This is a genomic window from Bacillus sp. C1 (genome assembly GCF_054570475.1).
On record NZ_JBTMZT010000001.1, the window covers coordinates 35,679 to 54,362 of the forward strand.

Below are 18,684 nucleotides of genomic sequence, written 5' to 3' on the forward strand. Positions count from 1 at the left end.
AAAGAGTTCGCTTTTTCTTTTGGTAAAAAATTAAATCGCCCCGCTATTTGCGGGCAGTAAATCTCCTACCTTAAAGTGCAGTAACGCAAAGAAGCTGTTTGGAAGATCAACTGCCCGTAAATGCCCGATTGGTGAAGGCTAATAATCAGCGGGGATGAAGAAACCTCTCCGCTGATTAAAGTCTCATTTTATGGTATGATATAAGTTATGTGTAATTGACTGAAGGAGGAATATATGTGAGTCAGACAGTAGAAACATTATTTTCTATTTTTGATTCTTCTACCGTAATTTTACGTAAAGAATTGGATGTAACATACTTAGAAGCGCTTGTAGAAACAGGGGATAACCTGTTTGAAGGAGCAATTTTACAAGAAGAATTATCAGAATCAACAACTGAACGGTTGAATCGTGAATATAGTAAGTTTAATGAAGAAACATATAAAAGCGAGGAAATTCGCAAAGCATTTCAGCTCGCTATTTTAAAAGGAATGAAAGAAGGTATACAGGCGAATCATGAAATGACGCCTGATGCAGTTGGAATGTTTATGAGTTATTTATTCCATAAATTTATGAAAGGCCAAAAAGAAATTGTTGTTTTAGATCCTGCGATTGGGACAGGAAACTTAATGACGACAATTTTTAATGGTGCTCAAGAAGGGACAACGGTAACTGGATTTGGTGTAGAAGTGGATGACTTACTTGTTAGACTTGCTTTAGTGAATGCGAATTTACAAAAGCGAGCAATTGAGTTTTTCAATCAAGATGGACTAGCGCCGCTTTATATTGATCCAGTAGATGCAGTTGTTTGTGATGTGCCAGTTGGGTTTTATCCCAATGAAATAGGTGCAAGTGAATATACGTTAAAAGCAGATGAAGGAATGTCGTATGCACATCACTTATTTATTGAACAAAGTGTGAAGCATACAAAAGAAGGAGGATATTTATTCTTCTTAGTACCAAACTTCATCTTTGAAAGTGAGCAAGCGCCAAAACTACATGCATTTATTAAAGAAACAAGCTTTATTCAAGGGCTATTACAGCTTCCTGTTTCCATGTTTAAAAACGAGAAAAATGCAAAAAGTATATTTGTTCTCCAAAAGAAAGGTCCAAATGTAACGATGCCAAAACAGGCGTTGTTAGTGGAATTACCTAAGTTTTCTAATATGAAGGCGATGGAGAACATTATGGATCAATTAAATACTTGGTTCGCAACTCATAAATCGTAATCTGTGTAACAGAAGCACTCTTATATATAATACAGTTTTGTATTATGTGTAATAATTTGTAATATATACAAGATAAAACTGAATTTTTTTGAAATCTGTAATATATATTTTTTCTTGGTGTTATAATTTTTTCACTTGAAATATATGGCGTACGATGTTTAAATTAAATTCGTGAGTATAAAATTTACTGGGGATGAAACGTTTTCATCTTTGGTACATGTAAACAGATAAAATCGAGCGGTTTGTGGTTTTATCCACACAACTACCAAGAGAAAAAGGGGCGAAAGACTAGATGTCAAAAATCATCGCGATTAATGCAGGAAGCTCTTCTTTGAAATTCCAATTATTTGAAATGCCAAGTGAGACAGTATTAACAAAAGGTTTAGTAGAACGTATCGGTTTAGAAGATAGTATCTTCACAATTACTGTGAACGGTGAAAAACAAAAAGAAGTTACAAACATTCCAGATCATGCAGTAGCAGTTAATATGCTTCTTAAAAAATTAACTGAAAATGGAATCGTGAAATCTCTTGATGAGATTAGCGGTATCGGTCACCGTGTTGTACACGGCGGCGAAAAGTTTGCTGACTCTGTTTTAATTACTGATCAAGTATTAGCTGACATTGAAGATTTAAGTGATTTAGCACCACTTCATAACCCAGCAAACGTTGTTGGTATTAAAGCGTTCCAAGAAGTACTTCCGAACGTACCAGCAGTAGCAGTATTCGATACAGCATTCCACCAAACAATGCCAGAATCTGCATTCCTTTACAGCTTACCATATGAATACTATGAGAAATACGGCATCCGTAAATACGGTTTCCACGGAACTTCTCATAAATATGTAACTGAGCGTGCAGCTGAATTGTTAGGTCGTCCACTTGAAAGCTTGCGTCTACTTTCTTGTCACTTAGGTAATGGTGCAAGTATCGCAGCTGTAGAAGGCGGAAAATCGATTGATACTTCTATGGGCTTCACTCCACTTGCTGGTGTAACAATGGGTACACGTTCTGGTAACCTTGACCCTGCGTTAATTCCATACATCATGGAAAAAACAGGCCAAACTGTAGAAGAAGTAGTTAACGTATTAAATAAGAAAAGTGGTATGTTAGGTCTTACTGGTTTCTCTAGTGACTTACGTGACATCATCGCGAAAGAAGAAGAAGGCGACCACCGTGCGGAAGTAGCTCTTGATGTATTCGTAAGCCGTATCCATAAATACATTGGTTCTTATTCAGCTCGTATGAAAGGCGTTGACGCAATCATCTTCACAGCTGGTGTAGGTGAAAACAGTGCAATCATTCGTGAGCGCGTATTAGAAGGTCTTGAATTTATGGGTGTATACTTTGATGCAAAACGCAACAACGTATTCGGTGAAGAAGCATTCATCAGCTTCCCTCACTCTCCAGTAAAAATTATCGTAATTCCAACTGACGAAGAAGTTATGATTGCTCGTGACGTATTACGTCTTGGAAACATTGGTTAATATATGAACAAAGACGGGACCTTATAAGGTTCCGTCTTTTCTTTTTGTGGCAAGAAATTCCGTTAGTCCACTTGGATACAATATTTTTCTTGATTCAGAAATGCTGTAATCGGAACCCACGTCGCATATGTATTAGATTCTCCGTCTATAATAGGAATTGTCATGGTTTCATAAGGTGATCTCTCTACAAAATGGAGAGAATATAATTGAATAATCTCATGGCCTTCATGAAAAATATTTTCGAGGCATCCTAAGTAATCAATCACTTCTATGTGAGCACCTAGCTCTTCTTTATATTCACGAATCACCGTTTCTGCTGATTCCTCTCCAAATTCAATCGAACCACCGAGCAGTCTGTAATACGTTTCAATTTCTACATTATACTCTTGAACGAGAATTCGTTCGTTATGAAGTACAATTCCAAATGCTTTCGCGCGCGGATACATGAATATCCCTCACGTGTATTGGATAAATATATGTTTAGCTTAGCAGGTGTACGAAGAAAAAACCGGAAATATGTTACAATAGAAAAAAATTGAGCGAGGTGATTGTTAATGCGATCAAAGCGAGAACAAGCCATTTTACAAGAGGTTAAAAATTGGGAAGGGCAGCTATTAGAACAAGAAGCTACTGATTTTCAAAAGATGTTTGATAAGTGGCTACAGGCTTCCATTGCGAAGATTCCAGAGGAAAAGCGAAAAGCGTTGTTCACGAAAGCAGACGGATGGTTGTTTCATCTTCATGCATTGATGCAAAGCTCGCAATCACAGCTTGAGGCACGCAATCGTATTTTAGGAACAGCGCGGTTGTTTGATGAATCAATTGAGCAGCTGGAAGAATTGAAAGAATTATCCATTGATCAATTAACATATATAGCAGAGCAGCAGACAGCTCGTCATCGTTTATATTCTTTCGTGCAGGGAGGAGCAACTGGGGCCGGTGGTTTGTTATTATTGACAGCTGATTTTCCAGTTATGATTGCGCTAAATGTAAAAGCTGTTCAACTTATTGCAACATCATTTGGTCATGATGTGAACAAGCCGTATGAAATGATGCTCGCTTTAAAAGTATTTCATGCTGCTCTTTTGCCCGCAAGACTTCAGCAATATGCTTGGTATAACTTACTTCAGGAGTTAGAACAAGAAGATTCGTTCTTTTATGAAGGGGAAGAAGAAGTATTAAAACCAGCCTCTACGGAAATTGTATTAAAACAAATTTTGAAGACGTTCTCTATTTATGCGCTTCGCCGGAAACTTTTTCAAGGTATTCCAGTTATCGGGATTGCAATTGGTTCTACAGTGAATTATCGTCTAACAAGGAATGTAACAGAGTTTGTAAACAGGTTTTATCAAGTGCGTTACATAATAGAAAAAGAAAAAAGAACAAATTAAAAAGCGAGAGGCCGAAGCCTTTCGCTTTTTAATTTGTTGCATGTTGTTTTGACATTGGAATCGATACCGTTTTCTTTTCTTCCGCCGGATAATAAATGTAATCGAGCGTCTTTGCCTGTATGGCAATTGAAAGAATAGTAAAAGCAATTTCTGTCCAAGTTAAATAATATAATGAAAGTGCAAGTACGATCGCATCAAAGACGAAGAAAATTTGACCAATTGTAAAGCGCGTGTTTTTACTTAATACAATTGTTAAAATATCGTCTCCGCCGGTTGCACCACCAAATCGTAATATAAAACCGAGTCCAATTCCAGCTAACGCGCCACCTAGTACTGCAGCTACCCATAAATGATTTGATAAATCTACCGTAAATGGAGAATAGTTTTCCATTAAAGAATAAAACACTCCGAATGAAATTGAACCTAAGAATGAATAGCCAACCATCTTTTTACCTAAAAATGTAGCACATAATAAAATGACTGGGATATCCATTAATACAGTTGAAATAGACGGTGAAATATCAAAAAAGTTTTGGATAAACAGTGCAATCCCTACAAAACCACCTTCAGTTAAGTGATTTTGGAAATGAATGTGATATAGCGCTGCTGCTAAAATAAATGAACCGATTAAAACCATAAAAATTTCTTTAATAATTTGTCGACTTTGGATGTTCCTCATCGTTATTCCTTCTTTCCGTAGTTAGTAGTTCTTTTCATCTTGTAAACTAACTACGAGCTCATATAGCCTTCAGTTAGTTTACATCAAACTAACGACGCTATATATCGCTGAAGAAATAACGAATAATCCTCTCGTCCATCAATTCTCCCTACTTTCGTTTTAGTTTAAGCCTAAAAATGACTAAACAAAACTTGGAGTAGGATTTGTCATTTAGCAATCCTGCTCTCTTCTTTGCTTTGTTTAGCGAATAACAATACGACTTAAACAAAACGCTATGTGTAAGAAGAGTCTTTTCGTTGCCAAATTATCCTTCGGGCAATCATAATTTCCCCACTCTCGTATTTTTTTCGCTAGACTAAAGTATCTAAGCAAAAAAATACGCTACGTGTAAGATTCATCAATTCGATGCCACATGCTCCTTCGAGCGATCATGATATCTAAATCCTTTCTATAAAAGATTTTATATTATTATATCATACTTTCATAAAATGTATGCGGATGGAAACCGACAATAACCGGAGAAAATCTACAGAATTTGTAAGTTTATAGGAATGGTGTTGCTCTGTTTAAATATTTTTGTAGGATAGTCCAATTTGTTTAGGAAGAGCGAGAAGTTGTCCAAGAAGTAATAAGAAAGGAGTACTACAATTTACTCGCTTGTTTCCTGTTTGTCACTTTTTTCTTTGAAAAAAGCGTCCCAGCTAATGACACTTAGAAAAGTTAAACCGATAATAAATAGAGCTTTCATACAAATTAACCTCCTTTAGAATCATATTTCCATACAAACTCTTTTCGTTAGTATATGACACAGGGAATGTATAATGTGTAATTTTTTTACAAAAACAAGTTTGTATGAGAATATATTTATATAGATAGATGAAAGGTGAGGAGACGTTATGTTCAAAGATATGTTTAAAAGAAAAGATGTAGTATGTTCTCTTTGTCAAAAGAAAATTCAGTATGAAGAAGAATTAGTTGCTTTTGTAAAGTTACCGAAAGAAAGGGATCTGTTAGTAGGTCCATTTGATGTATGCTTAGCGAAATCAGCGCAAAACATATATTGCAAACCTTGTTATGAAAAAAACATGACCCACAGTAAATGAGGGGGGCATGTTTTTTAATGGTGTGTTTTCCCCTCAGATACATGTTGAGTAAGACGATACCAAAGCCATAAATCGTTAATGACAGAGGCAAGGTCGGCAATCTCAGAATTAAGTCTACAAGAAATCTCAAAGTTTTCCTCGTTATTTAACCGATGCTGTTTTTGATTAATATGGTGTTCAAGCTCTTTTATACGATCTGGTATTTTCCCGCGAATTTGTTCCCACTTTAATAAAATAGCATGCTGCATTTTTTCAGGGATATCTTCCCATTCTTCCTGCAATTCAGGTACTTCTATTCCTAGGTGTTCATCGTATATAAAATATTGCTCCATATAGGCACCCCCATATTCTACTTTCACCCCGCATTAACGGGCAGTAAGACTCCCACCTCAAAATTCAGCGAAAGCGAAGAAGTTAGGTGAGAGATCAAACTGCCCGTAAAAGCCCGATTGGTTCAACTAATAATCGGTGGGGGATGAAGAAAACCCCCACTGATTAAAGTTTCACTTTATTGTACCGAAAAAAAGACGGAAATTCGATGGAATTGTTAGAAAAATTTTTGCTAATATCTCTTGATTCATTTTGTGAAAGGTGTTAAAGTTTGAATTAATATTAATTATGATGAATATTTATACTTTAGGGGGATATAAAATGGAGAAGAAAAAAGTTGTCTTAGCATATTCCGGAGGGCTTGATACTTCCGTTGCAATTAAATGGTTACAAGAGAAAAATTACGATGTTATTGCACTTTGTTTAGATTTAGGGGAAGGTAAAGATTTAGAGTTTGTAAAAGAAAAAGCACTTTCAGTAGGGGCAGTTAAATCTTACATGATTGATGTTCAAGAAGAGTTTGCGAATGAATATGCATTGATGGCATTGCAAGGTCATACGTTATACGAAGGAAAATACCCACTTGTTTCGGCATTATCGCGCCCATTAATAGCGAAAAAACTAGTAGAAGTCGCAGAGCAGGAAGGAGCAAGTGCTGTCGCACATGGATGTACAGGGAAAGGGAACGACCAAGTTCGTTTTGAAGTGTCTATTCAAGCATTAGATCCGTATTTAGAAGTCATTGCGCCAGTACGTGAGTGGAAATGGTCACGTGAAGAAGAAATTGCATATGCAAAAGAAAATGATGTACCAATTCCCATTAATTTAGATAGTCCGTTTTCTATTGACCAAAACTTATGGGGACGCAGCAATGAGTGCGGGGTTTTAGAAGATCCATGGGCAGCGCCGCCAGAAGAGGCATACGAAATGACATTAGCATTAGAAGATACACCGAATAAACCAGAATTTGTGGAAATCGGATTTGAAGCAGGTGTACCAACAACGTTAAACGGCACTTCCTATTCACTGTCTGAACTCATCAAGGCGTTAAACACACTTGCTGGAAAACATGGGGTTGGACGTATTGATCATGTGGAAAACCGTCTTGTTGGAATTAAATCACGTGAAGTATATGAATGTCCAGCAGCGATGACATTGCTTACAGCACATAAAGAGTTAGAAGATTTAACGCTTGTAAAAGAAGTCGCTCATTTTAAACCGATGATTGAGCAAAAACTAACAGAGCTTATTTATAACGGTTTATGGTTTTCCCCTTTAAAACAAGCACTTGCTGCCTTCTTACAAGAAACACAAAAATCAGTAACAGGTACGGTACGTGTGAAGTTATTTAAAGGTCATGCCATTGTAGAAGGACGTAAATCTGAGTATTCCCTATACGATGAAAAATTAGCAACATATACAGTGGATGATGAATTTAATCATGATGCGGCGATTGGCTTTATTTCTTTATTTGGTCTTCCAACAAAAGTATACAGCCAAGTAAATCAGAAGAAGGTGGAAGCGTGAGCAAACTTTGGGGCGGTCGTTTTACAGCAGAAGCAGAAGAATGGGTCGAGGAGTTTGGGGCTTCCATCTCCTTTGACCAACAATTAGTAGTAGAAGATATCGAAGGAAGTATCGCTCATGTTACAATGCTTGCGAAACAAGGAATTGTGACAAAAGAAGAAGCCGATAAAATGAAAGAAGGCTTACAACATTTACTAGAAAAAGCGCAAGCAAACGAATTAACTTTTTCAGTAGATGCTGAGGATATTCATTTAAATATTGAAAAGATGTTAATTGAACAAATTGGTGACGTTGGCGGGAAGCTTCATACGGGAAGAAGCCGTAATGATCAAGTTGCGACAGATATGCATTTATATTTACGTCATAAAGTGAAAGATATTATAAAGGAGACGAAACAACTGCAATCGGTTCTTGTACATCAAGCAGAGAAAAATGTTGAAACGATTATGCCGGGATATACGCATTTGCAACGTGCACAGCCAATTTCGTTCGCTCATCATGTGCTTGCGTATTTTTGGATGTTAGAGCGCGATGTAAACCGCTATGAAGATTCACTAAAGCGCATTAATATGTCCCCGCTTGGCGCAGGTGCACTTGCGGGAACGACATTTCCGATTGACCGTGCGTATAGTGCGGAGCTTCTCGGTTTTGACGGAATCTATGAAAATAGCTTAGATGCGGTAAGTGACCGTGACTTTATATTAGAGTTTCTTAGTAATTCATCCATATTAATGATGCACGTATCACGTTTTTGTGAAGAGCTCATTTTATGGAGCAGTCAAGAATTTCAGTTTATTGAAATGAGCGATCAATATGCGACAGGAAGCAGCATTATGCCGCAAAAGAAAAATCCGGATATGGCCGAGCTCATTCGTGGTAAAACAGGAAGAGTATACGGGAGCCTATTTAGTTTATTAACGGTCATGAAAGGACTGCCGCTTGCGTATAACAAAGATTTACAAGAAGACAAAGAAGGTATGTTTGATACAGTGAGAACAGTAGAAGGCTGCCTTCATATTATGGCTGGTATGCTAGAAACAATGACCGTAAACAAAGAAAAAATGGGGCAAGCTGTAACACAAGACTTCTCCAATGCAACAGAAATTGCTGACTACTTAGCGAATAAAGGACTGCCGTTCCGCCAGGCGCATGAAATTGTTGGAAAGCTCGTTCTTCATTGCACACAAAAAGGAATCTACCTATTAGACGTACCGCTAGAAACATATCAAGAAATGAGTCCGTTATTTGAAGAGGATTTATATGGAGTTCTTTCACCATATGCAGCGGTAAAACGTCGTAATAGTGCTGGCGGGACAGGGTTTGAACAAATTCAAGTAGCGTTGGAAAAAGCGAAGGTGTTAGTGGGAGAGACTGTAAATTTATAAGGTTGAGAGGATGCTAAGTTCCATATAGGAGCAGAGTATCCTCTTTTTTTAGAAAATATGTTCACATAAAGTTAGCTTGTCAATCCGAAAATACTATGGCAGTATATAAGAAATATCCCTGTTTTTCGTGAATTCCAAGTTCGTAATGGTTATGTTTACGAGCCTATAGGAAAGGGAATTGAAATGTTTATAATGGAGGAAATAAAAAACATGCAAAATTTACCAAACTGTCCGAAATGTAATTCAGAATATACGTATGAAGATGGAAGTCTATTTGTTTGCCCGGAGTGTGCGCATGAGTGGGCTGAGTCAGAAACTGCAAATAATGAAGACACAAAAGTTGTGAAAGATGCAAATGGAAATATTTTAAACGATGGTGATGCTGTAACAGTAATTAAAGACCTGAAAGTAAAAGGGACTTCATCCGTTATAAAAATAGGTACAAAAGTAAAGAGTATCCGTTTAGTTGATGGAGATCACGATATCGATTGCAAAATTGACGGATTTGGGGCTATGAAATTAAAATCTGAATTTGTTAAAAAGGCATAGAGATAATCGTATATAAATGATTAAAAAGACGTTCAGTAAGATGGTTTTACCAATTACTGAACGTCTTTTATTATAAACAGCCATTTTGTAGTTCTCTTATTCGTATTTATGCCGATTTTCTGTAATCCGAATATATTCAATATCCATTAAATCACGGAGGAGTGCGCCGTGACTTAGCTCAACACCGTGTTTTTCTTGAAAATGAGAGCAAATCGTGTCGAGCATTTCAATTTCTTCATTATTTACATCTAAAATAATTCGTTCGTGATCGCCCATGTAGTATCCCTCGTTTCGTTTTTTTCTTAGCGTAACCGAAATTTACTTATTTATAACAATATCTGTATTTTGTATGTTAATGTCTTGTTATTAGGATGTTAAAAATAAGGGGAGATGGAGTTGTTTTATAGGGTTGTCATTATTTTATATACGGTCATTATGATGAAATATGCTTTCCCTGGTATTGTTACTTTACAATATATAAAACCTATGTATATCGCTCTTTTCATTTTTTGTATATTTGTAATGGATTGTTGTATTTCGCTATGGCTCTATCGGAAAAAACAGAAACAGGATGAACAGGAGAGGAAGAGAAAAAAGCGAAAAAAAACATTTTGGATGATGACATACGTTTTCGTTTTTCCAATTGTTTTAAGCTTTATGAGTGAACGCATAGCAGAAAGAGGATTTGATTTAAAGATTGGGGCAACAATATTTTTTTACTATTTCTTTTTTCACTTCATTCCGTATATGAATGAAAAGACTGGAGAAGATGAAGATTCTTTTGAAAAAGATATAAAGGAACAAGAAGATAGAATGGTAGAAGAAGAAATGGAACAGCTTGCTAAACAAAAATGGTATTTCAATTCAACGTTTATTTTCGTTCTTTGTTTAGTTACACCACCAATTGGTTATGTACATGTATTTCTTTTACGAAAAAAAATGACATACTATGCGAAATTGGGTTATTTGACACTTGCGACCATTACAATGGGATTATGGGTAATGAAGTTTTTACCGCCATCCTTATATGCGATTTTCATAGTTTGTATAGCATGCTTTGTATTTATTGGGAAGTATGTAAAGTGAAAAAACACCAAGCCTATATAGGTTTGGTGTTTTTATATTGTTTATAAATTATAATTCCCCTTGCTCTTCTTCACCGCGAACAACAAGGACATCGCATTTCGCATAGCGAATAATATGTTCAGAGACGCTACCAATTAAGAAGCGTTCTACAGCGTTTAAACCAGTTGCACCACACATAATTAAATCTACTTTATGTTTTGGAGCAATGTCTTTTGAAATTTTCGATTTTGGATTACCGAATTCGAGTATAGTTTCTACTTTTTCAAGACCTGCGTCAAGTGCAGTCTTTTTGTAGTCTTCTAATAGATCTTCTGCAAATAGGTTTGCACGCTCAGCAATTGCTCGGCTATATGCCTCAACTGCAGAATATGCTTTCACATCAACGATATGAGCGATTGTTAATGTTGCATCGTTGCGCTTTGCGACTTGAATTGCTTTTTTAAAGGCTTTTTCTGCTTCTTTGGAACCGTCCACTGCAATTAAAATATTTGTATATGTATTATTCATAGTAGATTCCTCCCAATTCATTCTCTAACCTTTTACAACTTAATTATAAAACAAATTATGATAATATGCTTCCTAGAAACGTTACAGAATTTCGAAAACTCTGTTTTAATTCTTTTTAGTTGTAATTGTGGGGAGAACTTGTTACATATGGAGTATAGTAATTTAAAAGGAGGCATGTGTGTGAGACACGCGCTCATTACAGCCGGTACGAAAGGTTTAGGAAGAAAAGTCACAGAGAAATTATTGGCTAAAGGATATTCGGTGACAGTAACATATCATAGTGATATCAATGCTGTAAAAACAATGAAAGAAACATATAAGCATATGGAAGAACGTTTGCAGTTTGTACAAGCGGATGTCACGAAAAAAGAAGATTTACATAAAATAGTAGAAGAAGCGATTCAGCGCTTTGGCAAAATTGATTTTTTAATTAATAATGCAGGCCCTTACGTCTTTGAACGTAAGCATTTAATTGATTATGAAGATGATGAATGGAATGAAATGATACAAGGAAACCTAACAGCAGTGTTTCATTTATTAAAACTTGTCGTTCCAATTATGAGAAAAGAGCGTTTTGGCCGTATTATCAATTACGGATTTCAAGGAGCAGATAGTGCGCCTGGTTGGATGTATCGTTCAGCATTTGCTGCCGCGAAGGTAGGGCTTGTTTCGTTAACAAAGACAATTGCTTATGAAGAAGCGGAACATGGCATTACAGCGAATATGGTTTGTCCAGGAGATATTATTGGTGAAATGAAAGAGGCGACGATTCAAGAGGCACGTTTAAGAAAAGACGATAAGACACCAATTGGTAGATCGGGAACAGGGGAAGATATCGCTCGTACAATTGCGTTTCTATGCGAGGAAGATTCCGATATGATTACAGGGACAATTATAGAAGTAACAGGTGCTGTCGATGTCATTCATCGATATCGACAAAAATAGATAAATTCTATCGGAAAACTCGCATTATTTTTTGTCAAATATTGAGATATTATGTTAAAATATAAGAGCGTAGAAAGCGCTTTAAAAAATGATTCAGGGGTCATTTCATAACTCAAGGGGGAATTAATAATGCGTATCGGTATTCCAACAGAAATTAAAAACAATGAAAACCGCGTGGCAATGACGCCAGCTGGTGCTGTACATTTAGTACACAATGGTCATGAAGTTTTTGTTCAAAAGGGTGCAGGTTTAGGATCTGGCTTTACAGATGAAGAATATGTACAAGCTGGTGCGAAACTTGTTGAAACTGCTGAAGAAGCATGGAATCAAGATATGGTTATGAAGGTAAAAGAGCCAATTGAAAGTGAATATAGTTATTTCCGTGAAGGTTTAATCTTATTCACATATTTACACTTAGCTCCAGAACCAGAATTAACAAAAGCTTTAATTGATAACAAAGTTGTATCTATCGCTTATGAAACAGTCCAATTAGACAACCGTTCTTTACCACTACTTGCACCGATGAGTGAAGTAGCTGGTCGTATGTCTGCACAAATTGGAGCACAATTCCTTGAAAAAACAAAAGGCGGTAAAGGTATTTTACTAGCAGGCGTTCCAGGGGTGAAACGCGGTAAAGTAACAATTATCGGTGGTGGTCAAGCTGGTACAAACGCAGCGAAAATTGCAGTAGGTTTAGGTGCTGACGTAACGATTATTGACTTAAGTGCGGACCGTCTTCGTCAACTAGATGATATTTTCGGTAACCAAGTAAAAACATTAATGTCTAATCCTTATAACATTGCAGAATCTGTAAAAGAATCTGATCTTGTTATTGGTGCAGTATTAATTCCGGGTGCAAAAGCACCAAAGCTTGTAACAGAAGAAATGATTCAATCAATGGAACAAGGTTCTGTTGTAGTTGATATAGCAATTGACCAAGGTGGTATTTTTGAAACAACTGACCGCATTACAACACATGACAACCCAACTTATGAAAAACATGGCGTTGTTCACTATGCAGTTGCAAACATGCCAGGTGCGGTTCCACGTACATCGACTCTTGCATTAACAAACGTAACAGTACCATATGCAGTGCAAATTGCAAACAAAGGCTATAAACAAGCTTGCCTAGGCAACTCTGCATTATTAAAAGGTATTAATACATTAGATGGCTATGTAACATTCGAAGCAGTTGCAGAAGCACACGGCTTACAATACGCTGATGCGAAAGAGCTTCTTGAAAAAGCTCCTGCTTTATCATAAAAGAAACTATTTTAAGACCTTCCTTGTATAGGGAAGGTCTTTTTTCTTGGGCTTATTGGTCAAATTTTTTTACAATATTTAAGCCGAAAAACATTGTAAAGATAAGAACACCCATTACATAATACAAGATATATTCTACTCGTAGCATCGAATCTTTATTGGTTATAAATAAAACAAAAAGTATTGCAGCACCGATTAAATGAGAAAGTCCAAAGATTTGAGCTGCAAATTTCAAGCTTAGTTTTTCAATTCTTTCGTCCATTACGGGTAACGGATACTGTTCGACTTCCTTCTTCTTTTTCTTAAAAAATAGTCGCTTAGCCATTTCTATTAATAAGCCAAAGATAGTATAGCCACCAGCAAATATAAGAGCAGAACGAAGACCTTCTTCATTAAAATAAAAAAATGTCGTCCCTAATACAAGAATAGTAATATGCGATACAATTTCTGGGCTAAATTTATTTTTCATTATTATTCCTCCCCAGTTTTATCTAATCGAAATAAATCCTCCACTTTGCAATCGAAAAATTCACATAGTTTTAAGGCTAATTCTAAGCTGGGGTTGTATTTGTTCTTCTCAATGGCGATGAGGGATTGCCTGGTGATGTTAACAGCGGAAGCAAGTTGCTCTTGGGTGATGTCTCTAACAACGCGGAATTGTTTCACTTTATTTGTAACCAAATCCACTATATCTCCTTTATGTAAAATTATTACATTTATAATAACTAATTTTAGGTAATTTGTAAATATAACTTTACGAAAAGTATATAAAACATTACAAAATGTAAAGGAAACAATACTATGACATTGGCAATCAATCTTTTACAATTAGATCCTTTAGCTAGCATTTTGCTTTTTGGTGTAGCTTTGGTTTGGGATGCGTTGTAGTTTTATCTACAATAGGAAAAGTTAGAGAGTAAATGCTTTGTTTTGAAATGTTGGAAAATTAGGGTATTTTACTTGTTAATATAATTCTTCTTGTGATAGTTTGTAATTGTATGCGTAAAGAACATAAAGGAAGGGACGTCATGGGGAGAAAGAATAGGAAGAAAAAACAAATCAGAAGACAGAAATATATAAAGAAAAAGCAGGAACAGAATATACCATTTCAAAAGAAGTTGGTTCTTCGTATAGAGAAAATTGCTAGATATAGCAGTATGATTTTATATGTGATTGTATCTATATATTTATTTGGAATATTTTATCAGTTAGAAATAACCCCTGAATTTTTGGAAGATATCTTACAGTGGGTTGCTTTTTTTATACCAATTGGTATGTTTTTTGTAGTGTTTGATACAATATGGCCAAGCCGTGAAAGTGAAAAAAATAAGAGGAGAAAATCGAAAAAGAAATATTCTTCTTCCTCCGATTCATCAACTGGATTTGTAAACGCTAGCGATAATGATTGTAGTAGTGCAAGCGATAGTGGGGGTGGGGATTGCGGAGGCGGCGGAGATTAAACATAAAACGTTGCATGATTCAGAATGAACCGCTGGGATTTTGAAAGAGATTACTAGGATAAAGTAGAGCATTATAGAAAGAGAGTACAATCATGAATGTAACGAAAGAACCAGAAGCAAAAGTACAAGAATGCAATGATTTGAATGAGATGCGGGAAGCTATCGTTAGTTTAGAGAAAACCGTACAAGAATTAAAAGAAGAAGTGAAGAAAGTAAGAAAGCAAAAAAGGACATTTGATTTTGGAGAAATGGAGTTTTGGATCATTGCAATTGTAATTGCAATCGGCTGGTTTTGGGGAAAATAGAAAAAGGATCAGGAGAGTGGGAGAAACGATGGAGAAAGTAAATCTTCTAGAACTCACAAAAGATATTACAGAGCAGCACAAAAATTTTGTTGTATCAAATGTGAATAGCCATTGTTTACGTATTGCGGTGTTTACGGGAGAATATGACTGGCATTTTCACTCGAATTCGGATGAATTGTTTATTGTTTTAGCAGGAGAATTGCTTATCGATTTCAAAGACAGAGAAACAGCGGTATTAAAACGAAACGATTCAATATTAATTCCAGCAGGTACGGTTCATCGAACGAGAGCTTTGCAGCGCACTGTTAATCTTTGCTTCGAAAACGTAGAAGCGGATACTGTTATTGTGGAGTGCGTATGAGAAGGTTAGTTTTAGCAGAATATCATAAGATTTTTCCTATTTTAGAAACGAATAAGCAAACATCTACTTTTGCCTATGCAGTATGCAATCAAATGATAGATGGTGAAATTTTTGTGAATGAGAGGTTAACAGCAGGAATGATTGCGACTGCTAATGGTATTTACTATTTGTTTGGAGATACTCATGATCAAGAGTTTCAATATGCGTTGTTTTTTTATCTTGAAAATGACATTTTAACAAAGAATAAACGGTTTACACTTTTTACTTCTAGTAAAGAGTGGGAGATAGTGATTGAAAATCATTTCAAGGATTCTTTTCGGAAAATCCCTCGAAAGAAATTTCTATTTCAACGAGAGCGTTTTGAAGATAGGAAAAGAGAATTAGCTGATGTTACATACAAGGTTATACGAATTGATAAAAACATAATAGAAAAAAGTACGGAATTTACGGAGTCTTATTATAAAGAGTATTGGGGATTAAAAGAATCGTTTTTGAAACATGGATTTGGATTTTGTATCGTACAAGATCAAAAGGTAGTAGCTGAATGTGTTTCGATTTTTAGGAGTAATCGTTTTGCTGAAATTGATATCGCAACAGATGCAAACTACCAAGGAAAAGGATTTGCTAGGTTAGTCGCAACTTATTTTATAGAACATTGCATCCAAAATGGGATTACGCCGTGCTGGGATTGTAATATGGATAACATTCCTTCACAAAAGCTAGCTAGTAACCTAGGTTTTTGTCATCCAATAGAATATGTTTTATATGTACGAAAAATGATGGGGGAATAAAAATGAACGTCGAATTAACAAGGTTCAAAGTAAAACGAGGAAAGAGTCACCGCGTTGATGAATGGATGAAACTGCTCAATGATCATATGAAAGAAGTGCTTTTGACATTAAATGACGAGAAAATGTATGTAGAGACAATTTTCCGGGAAATAAAAGATGAAGAAGAGTACTTATATTGGTATTCTGTGCAAGGAGAAGGCGGGACAGATGTCGAAAGTTCTCAGCATGAAATCGATAAAAAGCATGTAGAATTTTGGTATGAATGTATTGATGAAGAGGCACCAGCTACTGATATGAAAACCGAAGTTGTAATGATCCAAGATGTTGTTAAAGAAGCGATGAAGTAATATTCTTTGTATGTTTAAAAGCGCATCAAATAGATGGGCTTTTTTGTTTGTGGAATTTTTTAGAAAAGGTGTATACATTTCAAACCCTCAAACATCGTGTATATAGAAAGGAGAACAGAATGAGCCATGATACGTTTAAATCATTATTAATAAAAAAATCGAAGGCGGTTTATAATTACTTAATCAAGATTGCATAGAAAAAACAGAGGAATCACGACAGTTAAAAGGGGCAACATATATGTAATGGTTGAGAAATATTGATCATAAAGTATTAATTAGAATAATCTGAAAATTTGTGTTATAATATAGAGAAAAGGGGGCCTATATGAAGCAAATACACGGAGCAATCTATATCTACATAACAATGTTTTTCATTGGAGCGTCTTATGGTTTAGAGCATGTATACTCGCACCCGATTTTAAATTTTTTGAACGGAACATGTATGGCTATCGCGATTTTCGTACACCTTTTCTCAGTTTGGATTGTAAAGTTTCAATTAAATATTAGTGAGATGAAAGAAGGCACATTTTGATGGGCCTTCTTTTTTACTAGTATCTTTTTAATTCGTTTAATACTATTTCAATTTGTTTTTCCGCTTCTTCACATATGGATAAGGATCTTAATTTGAAGAAGAGGCTTCGTAAGAATGATTTTATATTTCCGTATAACGTCATATAAGCCACGATAGATAATGCAGATTTTTGAACTTGCATTTGGTTTACTAAAGAATGAAGAGCTGTAATGAGTTCTTTTTCATTTAATCCATTTTGCAACATCGCGACGATAGGATAGACAATTCGTTCGTCTTCTTCATACTTATAATACATTGTATGGACACTAACTTTTTCTAACAAGGTTTGTAGTATTTCTGGATAATGTTCCGCTTCAAGTTTTGGGTTTTTGGCGAGTGCTTCAAATGTATCCGAGACATGAGCGATACTATGAGCCCATCCGCAATCGTTAACGTATCCGCGGAAGTCGTGTTCTTGGTTCATGTATAAAACTAATTTGTCTTTCACCTGTATGATGTCAGGCGGTGATAAAAAGTTATGTTTTGTATCGGCATTTAAAATTAAAGCAAGTAATAATGTTGTAAATGATCGCGTGAATACAGCATCCTAATCGTCAGTATGAATGTTGTAAAATAAATATTGTTCACTTATACTTTCGGATAATAAATTTTGCAATTGTTTGTGCGAAATATGGTCATTGTGAATTAGGTGATAAAAGGTTGTATAGATTAATGTGTCTCGTAAATATCCATCAGTTGCACCAATATTTTCAAGCATGTTTGAACTTAACTCATTTAAGTTCATTGTAGAATCTATTTTATAATGATTGGTACGAAGCTCTTCTAATTGTTGCTGGAGTTGTTCCATTATATCTCTCCTTTTAATTTAGAATATTCTTACTTTTAATGTTATGATAAAAATGAAATACATACAAGACATTAGAGTCTAGGGGGATGAAATGAAGCAGAAAATTACAATACTTTGTATATTTGTTTTTCTAGGTATTTCTCTCACACTACTAACGTCATGTGCGTTTAAACAAACTGGTACAGAAGAAGGATATGTGATGCTAAACGGTGATACGGTATACTTTATCATGAATAAAAAATTTGACACAAAAACAGAGTTGCAAAATTATATGGAGCAGCAAATGAATGGGGAGTTTCCAGCTAATACGGTTTTGAGCTTTGATGATAAAAGTTCTTATAAACAATTGAAATCAGGATATAAAATAAAAGTATGGTCTTCTGAGATCCTTACAACTTATCCGGAACGAATGATTGTGAAGAAATTTGAAATAGTAGAGAAAAATGATATGGAAAAAAGGTAGCGCACCGCGCTACCTTTTTTTGAGTTTGTTGGGAAACAGGAGTTAGGAGATTTTGCTTTTTTTGTTGGTTAGTCGATATTCTTTGTCGAATAGCTGATATA

Annotated in this window: 23 protein-coding genes and 3 pseudogenes; 18 read left to right on the forward strand and 8 right to left on the reverse strand. The window is 35.6% G+C overall.

From position 1 onward, the window contains the following. The first annotated feature begins 236 nt into the window (after positions 1–236). Positions 237–1,226: a class I SAM-dependent methyltransferase gene (locus ACX5JI_RS00195; RefSeq protein WP_459499111.1), complete on the forward strand. Its 990-nt coding sequence runs from the start codon at positions 237–239 to the stop codon at positions 1,224–1,226. A gap of 292 nt (positions 1,227–1,518) precedes the next feature. After that, a complete protein-coding gene (gene ackA, locus ACX5JI_RS00200; protein ID WP_459499112.1) occupies positions 1,519–2,712 on the forward strand; it encodes an acetate kinase in 1,194 nt (397 codons plus the stop codon). Positions 2,713–2,733: 21 nt separating this feature from the next. Here ackA and ACX5JI_RS00205 read toward each other — a convergent pair. Further along, positions 2,734–3,158 (reverse strand): annotated as a pseudogene (locus ACX5JI_RS00205) (NUDIX hydrolase). Between the two features lie 108 nt (positions 3,159–3,266). Here ACX5JI_RS00205 and ACX5JI_RS00210 point away from each other — a divergent pair. Then, on the forward strand, positions 3,267–4,103 hold the full coding sequence (locus ACX5JI_RS00210; RefSeq protein WP_459499113.1) for an EcsC family protein: 837 nt from the start codon (positions 3,267–3,269) through the stop codon (positions 4,101–4,103). 28 nt (positions 4,104–4,131) lie between these two features. Here ACX5JI_RS00210 and ACX5JI_RS00215 read toward each other — a convergent pair whose 3' ends face one another. Next, complete coding sequence (locus tag ACX5JI_RS00215) at positions 4,132–4,782, reverse strand: YitT family protein (RefSeq protein ID WP_459499114.1); 651 nt, start codon at positions 4,780–4,782, stop codon at positions 4,132–4,134. Between the two features lie 896 nt (positions 4,783–5,678). Here ACX5JI_RS00215 and ACX5JI_RS00220 point away from each other — a divergent pair. Then, positions 5,679–5,885, forward strand: coding sequence for a hypothetical protein (locus tag ACX5JI_RS00220; protein WP_459499115.1), 207 nt, complete (start codon positions 5,679–5,681; stop codon positions 5,883–5,885). A gap of 14 nt (positions 5,886–5,899) precedes the next feature. Here ACX5JI_RS00220 and ACX5JI_RS00225 read toward each other — a convergent pair whose 3' ends face one another. Further along, positions 5,900–6,217: a radical SAM protein gene (locus tag ACX5JI_RS00225; protein WP_459499116.1), complete on the reverse strand. Its 318-nt coding sequence runs from the start codon at positions 6,215–6,217 to the stop codon at positions 5,900–5,902. Positions 6,218–6,536: 319 nt separating this feature from the next. Between ACX5JI_RS00225 and ACX5JI_RS00230 the strand changes: the two genes are divergently transcribed. From ACX5JI_RS00230 to ACX5JI_RS00240, 3 genes are all read left to right on the forward strand, one after another. Continuing rightward, complete coding sequence (locus tag ACX5JI_RS00230) at positions 6,537–7,742, forward strand: argininosuccinate synthase (protein WP_459499117.1); 1,206 nt, start codon at positions 6,537–6,539, stop codon at positions 7,740–7,742. Further along, on the forward strand, positions 7,739–9,127 hold the full coding sequence (gene argH, locus ACX5JI_RS00235; protein WP_459499118.1) for an argininosuccinate lyase: 1,389 nt from the start codon (positions 7,739–7,741) through the stop codon (positions 9,125–9,127). The genes ACX5JI_RS00230 and argH overlap by 4 nt, the downstream gene beginning before the upstream one ends. Positions 9,128–9,337: 210 nt before the next feature. Then, entirely contained in the window at positions 9,338–9,676 is a 339-nt protein-coding gene (locus ACX5JI_RS00240; RefSeq protein WP_459499120.1) for a zinc ribbon domain-containing protein YjdM, read from the forward strand. A 96-nt stretch (positions 9,677–9,772) separates the two neighbouring features. Here the strand turns inward: ACX5JI_RS00240 and ACX5JI_RS00245 are convergent, their stop codons facing one another. Then, a complete protein-coding gene (locus ACX5JI_RS00245) occupies positions 9,773–9,952 on the reverse strand; it encodes a ProA domain protein (protein ID WP_459499121.1) in 180 nt (59 codons plus the stop codon). A 114-nt stretch (positions 9,953–10,066) separates the two neighbouring features. Between ACX5JI_RS00245 and ACX5JI_RS00250 the strand changes: the two genes are divergently transcribed. Further along, positions 10,067–10,762, forward strand: a complete 696-nt coding sequence (locus ACX5JI_RS00250; RefSeq protein ID WP_459499122.1) for a hypothetical protein — start codon at positions 10,067–10,069, stop codon at positions 10,760–10,762. 48 nt (positions 10,763–10,810) lie between these two features. On the opposite strand, the gene ACX5JI_RS00255 is transcribed toward ACX5JI_RS00250, so the two are convergent. Next, positions 10,811–11,269 carry a universal stress protein gene (locus ACX5JI_RS00255; RefSeq protein WP_459499123.1) on the reverse strand — a complete coding sequence of 153 codons (459 nt, stop codon included), beginning with the start codon at positions 11,267–11,269 and terminating at the stop codon, positions 10,811–10,813. Between the two features lie 138 nt (positions 11,270–11,407). Here ACX5JI_RS00255 and ACX5JI_RS00260 point away from each other — a divergent pair, with 138 nt between their 5' ends. Next, the gene (locus ACX5JI_RS00260) at positions 11,408–12,214 is read left to right on the forward strand and encodes an SDR family oxidoreductase (RefSeq protein ID WP_459499124.1); all 807 of its coding nucleotides are present in this window, start codon (positions 11,408–11,410) and stop codon (positions 12,212–12,214) included. Positions 12,215–12,343: 129 nt separating this feature from the next. Continuing rightward, positions 12,344–13,477, forward strand: a complete 1,134-nt coding sequence (ald, locus tag ACX5JI_RS00265; protein ID WP_459499125.1) for an alanine dehydrogenase — start codon at positions 12,344–12,346, stop codon at positions 13,475–13,477. A 52-nt stretch (positions 13,478–13,529) separates the two neighbouring features. Here ald and ACX5JI_RS00270 read toward each other — a convergent pair whose 3' ends face one another. Together ACX5JI_RS00270 and ACX5JI_RS00275 are read right to left on the reverse strand one after the other, a co-directional pair. Beyond that, a complete protein-coding gene (locus ACX5JI_RS00270) occupies positions 13,530–13,946 on the reverse strand; it encodes a hypothetical protein (protein ID WP_459499126.1) in 417 nt (138 codons plus the stop codon). 2 nt (positions 13,947–13,948) lie between these two features. After that, positions 13,949–14,200 (reverse strand): helix-turn-helix transcriptional regulator, encoded by a 252-nt coding sequence (locus ACX5JI_RS00275; RefSeq protein WP_459500242.1) that lies wholly within the window; start codon positions 14,198–14,200, stop codon positions 13,949–13,951. Positions 14,201–14,505: 305 nt separating this feature from the next. Here ACX5JI_RS00275 and ACX5JI_RS00280 point away from each other — a divergent pair, with 305 nt between their 5' ends. From ACX5JI_RS00280 to ACX5JI_RS00310, 7 genes and pseudogenes are all read left to right on the forward strand, one after another. Beyond that, positions 14,506–14,937 carry a hypothetical protein gene (locus ACX5JI_RS00280; protein WP_459499127.1) on the forward strand — a complete coding sequence of 144 codons (432 nt, stop codon included), beginning with the start codon at positions 14,506–14,508 and terminating at the stop codon, positions 14,935–14,937. A gap of 92 nt (positions 14,938–15,029) precedes the next feature. After that, positions 15,030–15,242, forward strand: coding sequence for a phosphodiesterase (locus ACX5JI_RS00285; protein WP_459499128.1), 213 nt, complete (start codon positions 15,030–15,032; stop codon positions 15,240–15,242). 28 nt (positions 15,243–15,270) lie between these two features. Then, positions 15,271–15,603, forward strand: a complete 333-nt coding sequence (locus ACX5JI_RS00290) for a cupin domain-containing protein (protein ID WP_459499129.1) — start codon at positions 15,271–15,273, stop codon at positions 15,601–15,603. Then, entirely contained in the window at positions 15,600–16,394 is a 795-nt protein-coding gene (locus ACX5JI_RS00295) for a GNAT family N-acetyltransferase (protein WP_459499130.1), read from the forward strand. Before ACX5JI_RS00290 ends, ACX5JI_RS00295 begins: the two co-directional genes overlap by 4 nt. Before the next feature lie 2 nt (positions 16,395–16,396). Further along, entirely contained in the window at positions 16,397–16,741 is a 345-nt protein-coding gene (locus ACX5JI_RS00300) for a DUF6176 family protein (RefSeq protein WP_459499131.1), read from the forward strand. A gap of 119 nt (positions 16,742–16,860) precedes the next feature. After that, a pseudogene (locus tag ACX5JI_RS00305) lies at positions 16,861–16,932 on the forward strand (RNA polymerase sigma factor); the annotation flags it as partial. Positions 16,933–17,066: 134 nt separating this feature from the next. Further along, positions 17,067–17,273: a hypothetical protein gene (locus ACX5JI_RS00310; RefSeq protein ID WP_459499132.1), complete on the forward strand. Its 207-nt coding sequence runs from the start codon at positions 17,067–17,069 to the stop codon at positions 17,271–17,273. Positions 17,274–17,289: 16 nt separating this feature from the next. Here the strand turns inward: ACX5JI_RS00310 and ACX5JI_RS00315 are convergent. Next, positions 17,290–18,120 (reverse strand): annotated as a pseudogene (locus ACX5JI_RS00315) (DUF2785 domain-containing protein). A gap of 91 nt (positions 18,121–18,211) precedes the next feature. Between ACX5JI_RS00315 and ACX5JI_RS00320 the strand changes: the two are divergent. Further along, the gene (locus tag ACX5JI_RS00320) at positions 18,212–18,583 is read left to right on the forward strand and encodes a DUF3221 domain-containing protein (protein ID WP_459499133.1); all 372 of its coding nucleotides are present in this window, start codon (positions 18,212–18,214) and stop codon (positions 18,581–18,583) included. Positions 18,584–18,684: the final 101 nt, after the last annotated feature.

Coding starts and splice junctions, on each gene's coding strand:
- ACX5JI_RS00270 (WP_459499126.1), bottom strand. CDS start 13,946: ATGAAAAATAAATTTAGCCCAGAAATTGTATCGCATATTACTATTCTT.
- ACX5JI_RS00295 (WP_459499130.1), top strand. CDS start 15,600: ATGAGAAGGTTAGTTTTAGCAGAATATCATAAGATTTTTCCTATTTTA.
- ACX5JI_RS00210 (WP_459499113.1), top strand. CDS start 3,267: ATGCGATCAAAGCGAGAACAAGCCATTTTACAAGAGGTTAAAAATTGG.
- ACX5JI_RS00310 (WP_459499132.1), top strand. CDS start 17,067: ATGAAGCAAATACACGGAGCAATCTATATCTACATAACAATGTTTTTC.
- ACX5JI_RS00245 (WP_459499121.1), bottom strand. CDS start 9,952: ATGGGCGATCACGAACGAATTATTTTAGATGTAAATAATGAAGAAATT.
- ACX5JI_RS00215 (WP_459499114.1), bottom strand. CDS start 4,782: ATGAGGAACATCCAAAGTCGACAAATTATTAAAGAAATTTTTATGGTT.
- ACX5JI_RS00240 (WP_459499120.1), top strand. CDS start 9,338: ATGCAAAATTTACCAAACTGTCCGAAATGTAATTCAGAATATACGTAT.
- ACX5JI_RS00220 (WP_459499115.1), top strand. CDS start 5,679: ATGTTCAAAGATATGTTTAAAAGAAAAGATGTAGTATGTTCTCTTTGT.
- ACX5JI_RS00285 (WP_459499128.1), top strand. CDS start 15,030: ATGAATGTAACGAAAGAACCAGAAGCAAAAGTACAAGAATGCAATGAT.
- ackA (WP_459499112.1), top strand. CDS start 1,519: ATGTCAAAAATCATCGCGATTAATGCAGGAAGCTCTTCTTTGAAATTC.
- ACX5JI_RS00230 (WP_459499117.1), top strand. CDS start 6,537: ATGGAGAAGAAAAAAGTTGTCTTAGCATATTCCGGAGGGCTTGATACT.
- ACX5JI_RS00300 (WP_459499131.1), top strand. CDS start 16,397: ATGAACGTCGAATTAACAAGGTTCAAAGTAAAACGAGGAAAGAGTCAC.
- ACX5JI_RS00255 (WP_459499123.1), bottom strand. CDS start 11,269: ATGAATAATACATATACAAATATTTTAATTGCAGTGGACGGTTCCAAA.
- ACX5JI_RS00250 (WP_459499122.1), top strand. CDS start 10,067: ATGGAGTTGTTTTATAGGGTTGTCATTATTTTATATACGGTCATTATG.
- ACX5JI_RS00290 (WP_459499129.1), top strand. CDS start 15,271: ATGGAGAAAGTAAATCTTCTAGAACTCACAAAAGATATTACAGAGCAG.
- ald (WP_459499125.1), top strand. CDS start 12,344: ATGCGTATCGGTATTCCAACAGAAATTAAAAACAATGAAAACCGCGTG.
- ACX5JI_RS00225 (WP_459499116.1), bottom strand. CDS start 6,217: ATGGAGCAATATTTTATATACGATGAACACCTAGGAATAGAAGTACCT.
- ACX5JI_RS00280 (WP_459499127.1), top strand. CDS start 14,506: ATGGGGAGAAAGAATAGGAAGAAAAAACAAATCAGAAGACAGAAATAT.
- ACX5JI_RS00320 (WP_459499133.1), top strand. CDS start 18,212: ATGAAGCAGAAAATTACAATACTTTGTATATTTGTTTTTCTAGGTATT.